The organism is Streptomyces sp. Isolate_45, from assembly GCF_024721315.2.
GTDB lineage: Bacteria > Actinomycetota > Actinomycetes > Streptomycetales > Streptomycetaceae > Streptomyces.
On the sequence record NZ_JANFAK020000101.1, the window covers coordinates 24,833 to 31,196 of the forward strand.

Sequence of the window (6,364 nt, forward strand, 5' to 3'; positions counted from 1 at the left end):
ACCTTCGGCGTCAGGCGGTAAGTCGGTCGGTAGAACGACCCTTTCTATCACTCGTGGCCGACATGCGACGGGCCGGTCCGCCCCCTGTTCCCAAGGGAGGACCGGCCCGTGACTTGGCCGTTATCCGACCGGATGGTGTTCAAATCTGTCCGGACTCACGCGTCTTCGGCCAGTTCCAGCCAGCGCATCTCCAACTCGTCGCGCTCGGAAATCAGTTCCCGGAGCTCGGCGTCGAGCTTGGCGACCTTGTCGTAGTCCGTGGAGTTCTCGGCGATCTGCGCGTGCAGGTTCGACTCGCGGTCGGACATCTTGTTGAGCTGCCGCTCGATCTTCTGCAGCTCCTTCTTCGCGGCTCGCGAGTCCCCCGAGGCCGAGGACTTCGCGGCCGGTGCCGGGGCCGCCGGGGCGGCCGCCTCGATCATCCGCTGCCGGCGCTCCAGGTACTCGTCGAGACCGCGCGGCAGCATCCGCAGGGAGGCGTCCCCCAGCAGCGCCATCACCGTGTCGGTGGTGCGCTCGATGAAGAACCGGTCGTGGGAGATCACGATCATCGAGCCGGGCCAGCCGTCGAGCAGGTCCTCCAACTGGGTCAGGGTCTCGATGTCGAGGTCGTTGGTGGGCTCGTCGAGGAAGAGGACGTTGGGCTCGTCCATCAGCAGCCGCAGGATCTGCAGCCGGCGCCGCTCACCACCGGACAGGTCCCCGACCGGGGTCCACTGCTTCTCCTTGGTGAAGCCGAACTGCTCGCACAGCTGGCCCGCGGTCATCTCGCGGCCCTTGCCGAGGTCGACGCGGTCACGGACCCGCTGGACGGCCTCCAGGACGCGCAGCGAGGGGTCGAGCTCGCCGACCTCCTGGGACAGGTAGGCCAGCTTGACCGTCTTGCCGACGCTGACCTTGCCCGCGGCGGGCTGGACGTCGCCCTGGGTGCGGGCCGCCTCGGCCAGCGCGCGCAGCAGCGAGGTCTTGCCGGCGCCGTTGACGCCGACGAGGCCCACGCGGTCGCCCGGGCCGAGGTGCCAGGTGAGGTGCTTGAGGAGGGTCTTGGGGCCGGCCTGGACGGTCACGTCCTCCAGGTCGAAGACCGTCTTGCCGAGGCGGGCGTTGGCGAACTTCATCAGCTCGGAGGTGTCGCGCGGCGGCGGCACGTCGGCGATGAGCTCGTTGGCGGCCTCGATGCGGTAGCGCGGCTTGGAGGTCCGGGCGGGGGCGCCGCGGCGCAGCCAGGCCAGCTCCTTGCGCATCAGGTTCTGCCGCTTGGACTCCTCGGTGGCGGCGATCCGGTCGCGCTCGGCGCGGGCGAAGACGTAGTCGCTGTAGCCGCCCTCGTACTCGTGGACGTCACCGCGCTGGACGTCCCACATGCGGGTGCAGACCTGGTCGAGGAACCAGCGGTCGTGGGTGACGCAGACGAGCGCGGAGCGGCGTTCCTGCAGGTGCTTGGCCAGCCAGGAGATGCCCTCGACGTCGAGGTGGTTGGTGGGCTCGTCGAGGACGAGGAGGTCCTGGTCTGCGATGAGCAGCTGGGCGAGCGCGATGCGACGGCGCTCGCCGCCGGAGAGCGGGCCGATGACCGTGTCGAGGCCCTGGCCGAAGCCGGGCAGGTCGAGTCCGCCGAAGAGGCCGGTGAGCACGTCACGGATCTTGGCGTTGCCGGCCCACTCGTGGTCGGCCATGTCGCGGATGATCTCGTGTCGGATGGTGGCGGAGGGGTCCAGCGAGTCGTGCTGGGTGAGGACGCCCATGCGCAGGCCGCTGTTCTGGGTGACCCGGCCGGTGTCGGGTTCCTCCAGCTTGGCGAGCATCCGGATGAGGGTGGTCTTGCCGTCGCCGTTGCGGCCGACGACACCGATCCGGTCCCCCTCGGACACGCCGAGGGAGATGCCGTCGAGCAGGGTACGGGTGCCGTACACCTTGCTGACTGCCTCGACATTGACCAGATTGACGGCCATCAGACGCGCTCCAGGGAAGGGGTGTGGATCAGCCCCTCAGCCTAACCCTCCGGGCCGACCCCGACCGATCCACCAGCAGGGCGCCCGCGACGGCCATGCCGATGGCGGCGGGCGCGGTCAGCGGCAGGGCGATCAGGGTGGCGCTGTGACCCTCCAGGATCCCGCCGAGGCCGGTCATGGACAGGCCGAGGATCCCGAGGAGCCCGAGCGTGATCCCGAGGGCCGCGACCGGCCCGTTCCCGGGCGTCGGCGCGGCCGCCACCGGGGCCTCGAAGCGGCGGAAGCAGGCGACGAGCAGGGCCGTCACCAGGGCCGCGAGGAGGATCCGGGGCGGGACCTGCGCCCACCAGGCGGCGGAGGCCGGTTCGGGCAGTGCGAGGCCGAGGGCCAGCTGGGCGGCGTACACGCCGAGCATGGCGGTGAGGTGCCAGAGGAACGCGGTCATGGCGACGCCGTTGGCGGCGACGACGCGGCGCCAGACGCGCGGCCGCTCCAGCCAGGCCGTGGCGGGCCGGGCGAGCAGTTGGACCGCGCCGACGAGCCACAGGCCGTGGCACAGCAGGGCGAGGGTGGGCGGAGCCATGTTGGACACCTTCTCCCCGGGCATCCCGACCATGGACAGCGGGTAGGGCCCGGCCGCGACGAGCAGGACGGCCCCGGCGAGCCCGGCGGCGGCCAGGGCGGCCGGTCGGGTGATGCGCCCGTCGGCGCGCAGGAAGCCGAGTTGGTGCACGGCCAGCCACACGAAGGCGAAGTTCAGGAACTCCACGTACGGGACGTCGAGCGCGAACCGCAGGACGTCGACCAGCGCGGCCGCGCCGGCGAGCGCGGCGAAGGCGGCCCAGCCGTGGCGCTCGTGGAGCTTCAGCAGGGGCGGGGTGAAGGCGACCATCGCGAGGTAGATCCCGATGAACCACAGCGGCTGCGTGACCAGCCGCAGCGCGGCGCCGGTCAACCGTCCGCCGTCGAGGCCGGCGAGCTGGACGGCCAGCGCGAGGGCGGTCCACACCACGACGAAGACGAGGGTGGGCCGCAGCAGTCGCTGGAGGCGGGCCCGCAGGAAGGCGGCGTAGACGGGCCCGTCGGCCCGACGGGCGAGGGAGCGGTACGAGAGGGCGTGCGCGAACCCGCCGACGAAGAAGAACACCGGCATGATCTGGAGCCCCCAGGTGAGCACCTGGAGCGGGGGCACGAGGGCGAGCAGGTTCCCGATGCCGTCCCCGGCGACGGCCGCCATCAGCCAGTGGCCGAGCACGACCGTGCCGAGCGAGGCGACCCGGAGCAGGTCGACGTAGCGGTCCCGGGTCGCGGGGGTCGCGGCGGCCAGGTCGCGTGCGGTGGCTGTCATGTCCACCACGGTCGCGGCCGGGCGGCCGCGGCGACAGGGTACGGATACTCAGATCGCGCTGGGTACCGCGGCCGCCCGGCCGCCCGGCCGCCCGGCCGCCGGGCGCGGTCAGGCCGACAGCACCGTGGCGCCGGGGACGGGGCCCGAGGCGGTACGGGTGGTGCGGCAGGTGCCCGAGGCCTCCAGCGCGGCGGCCACCTTGGCGGCGCCCTCCTCGTCCCGGACCAGGAAGGCCGTCGTCGGGCCGGAGCCGGAGACCAGCGCGGCCAGCGCGCCGGCGCCGAGGCCCGCCGCGAAGGTGTCGGCCAGCCGCGGGCGCAGCGACAGCGAGGCGGCCTGGAGGCCGTTCGACAGGGCGGGCGCCAGTCGGTCGGGGTCTCCGGAGGCGAGGGCCGCGAGGAGTTCCGGGGAGGGCTCCGGCTCCGGGACGCAGGTGCCCGCGGTCAGCCGGTCGAACTCGCGGAACACGGCCGGGGTGGACAGGCCGCCGTCGGCCACCGCGAACACCCAGTGGAAGGAGCCCGCGTCGACCGGGGTCAGCAGCTCGCCCCGGCCGGTCCCGAGGGCCGCGCCGCCCAGCAGGCTGAAGGGGACGTCGCTGCCCAGTTCGGCGCAGATGGCGAGGAGTTCCGTACGCGGGGTGTCCAACCCCCACAGGGTGTCGCAGGCCAGCAGCGCGGCCGCGCCGTCGGCGCTGCCGCCCGCCATCCCGCCCGCGACGGGGATGTTCTTCGCGATGTGGAGGTGCACGGCGGGTTCGATGCCCGCCCGGGCGGCGAGGGCCTCGGCGGCCCGCGCGGCCAGGTTGGAGCGGTCCAGCGGCACCTGGTCGGCGTCGGGGCCCTCGCAGGTGACGGTCGGTTCCGCGGCGGGGGTGGCCGTGACCTCGTCGAACAGGGAGACGGCCAGGAAGACCGTCGCGAGGGGGTGGAAGCCGTCGGGGCGGGCGGCGCCCACCCCGAGCTGCACGTTGACCTTCGCGGGGACCCGTACGGTCACGCTCACAGGGCGGGCCTCTCCGCGGCGGGCTTGTGCTCGGCGATGGCGGCGAACTCCTCCACCGTGAGGGACTCGCCGCGCGCCTGCGGGGAGACGCCGGCGGCGACGAGCGCCGCCTCGGCGCCCGCGGCCGAACCGGCCCAGCCGGCCAGGGCGGCGCGCAGGGTCTTGCGGCGCTGCGCGAAGGCGGCGTCCACGACGGCGAAGACCTCGGCCTTGGACGCGGTCGTCTTGACGGGCTCGGTGCGGCGCACGAGCGAGACCAGTCCGGAGTCGACGTTCGGCGCGGGCCAGAACACCTTGCGGCCGATGGACCCGGCGCGCTTGACGTGCGCGTACCAGTTCGCCTTGACGGAGGGGACGCCGTACACCTTGTTGCCGGGCTCGGCGGCGAGCCGGTCGGCGACCTCGGCCTGGACCATGACGAGGGTCCGCTCGATGGTCGGGAACCGGTCCAGCATGGTCAGCAGCACCGGAACGGCCACGTTGTACGGCAGGTTCGCGACGAGCGCGGTCGGCGGCGGGCCGGGCAGTTCCTTCACCAGCATGGCGTCGGAGTGGACGAGCGCGAAGCGGTCGAACCTCGCGGGCATCCGGGCCTCGATGGTGGCGGGCAGGGCGGCGGCCAGGATGTCGTCGATCTCGACGGCGACGACCCGGTCGGCGGCCTCCAGCAGCGCGAGCGTCAGCGACCCGAGTCCCGGACCGACCTCGACGACCACGTCGTCCGGGCGCACCTCCGCGGTGCGGACGATGCGGCGGACCGTGTTGGCGTCGATGACGAAGTTCTGGCCCTTCTGCTTCGTCGGCCGTACGCCGAGTACGGCGGCCAGTTCCCGGATGTCGGCCGGCCCGAGGAGGGCGTCGGAAGGGGTCTCGTGGGGCTGCTGCTCTGCGGTGCTCACCGGTAAAGCCTACGGCCGCAGTGCGGCCACGGACTCGCCCCCCGCTGCACGTAGAGCTTCTTGGCCCGGTACGTCTGCTCGGAGCCCGACGCGTCCTGCGGGCGGCCGCTGCCGCCGAGGCCCTGCCAGGTGCGCACGTCGAACTGGTAGAGGCCGCCGTAGGTCCCGGAGGGGTCGGTGGCCGAGGCCCGGCCGCCGGACTCGCACTGGGCCAGGGCCCCCCAGTCGAGGCCGTCCGCGCCGGCGACGGAGTTCGGGAGCCGCTTCGTACCGACCTTCACGAGCTGGCCGACCGGCTCGCGGACGACCTCCTCGGCGATCTTCCGGGGCTGCTGCCGGACCCCGTTGACGGTGCGCAGGCTGTACGTGACCCGGCGCGCGCCGGGCCGCCCGGCCCGTTCGACGACCTCGGTCCCGGCGAACAGGTCGGCGTCCTCGACCCGCTCGGTGGTGAAGGCGATGCGCTCCTCGCGGACCTCGCGGGTGCCGGTGATGCGCAGCACGGTGACGACCTGGCCGTCGCGGGGGAACTCGCCGGGCGGGACCGAGGTGGTGTCCTGGCCGCCCAGGGTGATGCCGGCCTGGTCCAGGGCTTCCTGGACGGTGGCGGCGTTGGTGCGGATGGTGCGTTCGCGGCCGTCGGCCATGAAGGTGACGCCGCGTTCCGTGCGCACGCCGAGGGTCAGGCCGGCGCGCGGGACGGAGGCGGTGCGGGGCAGCGTGAGGAAGGCGCCCTCGACGCGGACGCCGAGCTGGCGCAGGGCGGCCTCGACGGTGCGGGCGGTGGTCCACAGGCGGCGGGTCCGCCCGTCCAGGGTCAGTTCCAGGGGACGGCCGTATCGGACGACGATCTCCTCGCCGTCGTCGAGGGCGGAACCCCGGGCGGGGGCGACGAGGTCGTGGGGGCCGACGCCGAGGCCTTCGGCGGCGAGCAGGGCGTCGACGCTGCCGGCGAAGGTGTGGAGGCTGCGGGGCACTCCGTCGACGGTGAGCCGGACCGACTTGTCGGCGGCGACGAAGGCCGTGGTGCCGCCCGCGAGCACCGCCACGACGAGGGCCTGCGGGACGATGCGCCGCCAGCTGTCGCGGGCCGCCGCGCCCTTGCGGCCCCGCCCGGCGGCTCGCCGGCCTGCCCCGCCCCCGCCCCCGCGACCGACCCC

Annotated in this window: 5 protein-coding genes; all 5 read right to left on the reverse strand. The window is 73.8% G+C overall.

All coding sequences use genetic code 11. The features are described from left to right. Positions 1-155: 155 nt before the first annotated feature. Positions 156-1,952: an ABC-F family ATP-binding cassette domain-containing protein gene (locus NOD94_RS27475; RefSeq protein ID WP_281208804.1), complete on the reverse strand. Its 1,797-nt coding sequence runs from the start codon at positions 1,950-1,952 to the stop codon at positions 156-158. A 28-nt stretch (positions 1,953-1,980) separates the two neighbouring features. Further along, complete coding sequence (locus tag NOD94_RS27480) at positions 1,981-3,300, reverse strand: acyltransferase (protein ID WP_281208805.1); 1,320 nt, start codon at positions 3,298-3,300, stop codon at positions 1,981-1,983. A gap of 108 nt (positions 3,301-3,408) precedes the next feature. Then, a complete protein-coding gene (locus tag NOD94_RS27485) occupies positions 3,409-4,305 on the reverse strand; it encodes a 4-(cytidine 5'-diphospho)-2-C-methyl-D-erythritol kinase (protein ID WP_281208806.1) in 897 nt (298 codons plus the stop codon). Beyond that, entirely contained in the window at positions 4,302-5,204 is a 903-nt protein-coding gene (gene rsmA / locus NOD94_RS27490) for a 16S rRNA (adenine(1518)-N(6)/adenine(1519)-N(6))-dimethyltransferase RsmA (protein ID WP_281208807.1), read from the reverse strand. The genes NOD94_RS27485 and rsmA overlap by 4 nt, the downstream gene beginning before the upstream one ends. Next, positions 5,201-6,364: resuscitation-promoting factor (locus tag NOD94_RS27495; protein WP_281208808.1), on the reverse strand; the 1,164-nt coding region annotated here is incomplete at its 5' end. The genes rsmA and NOD94_RS27495, both read right to left, overlap by 4 nt.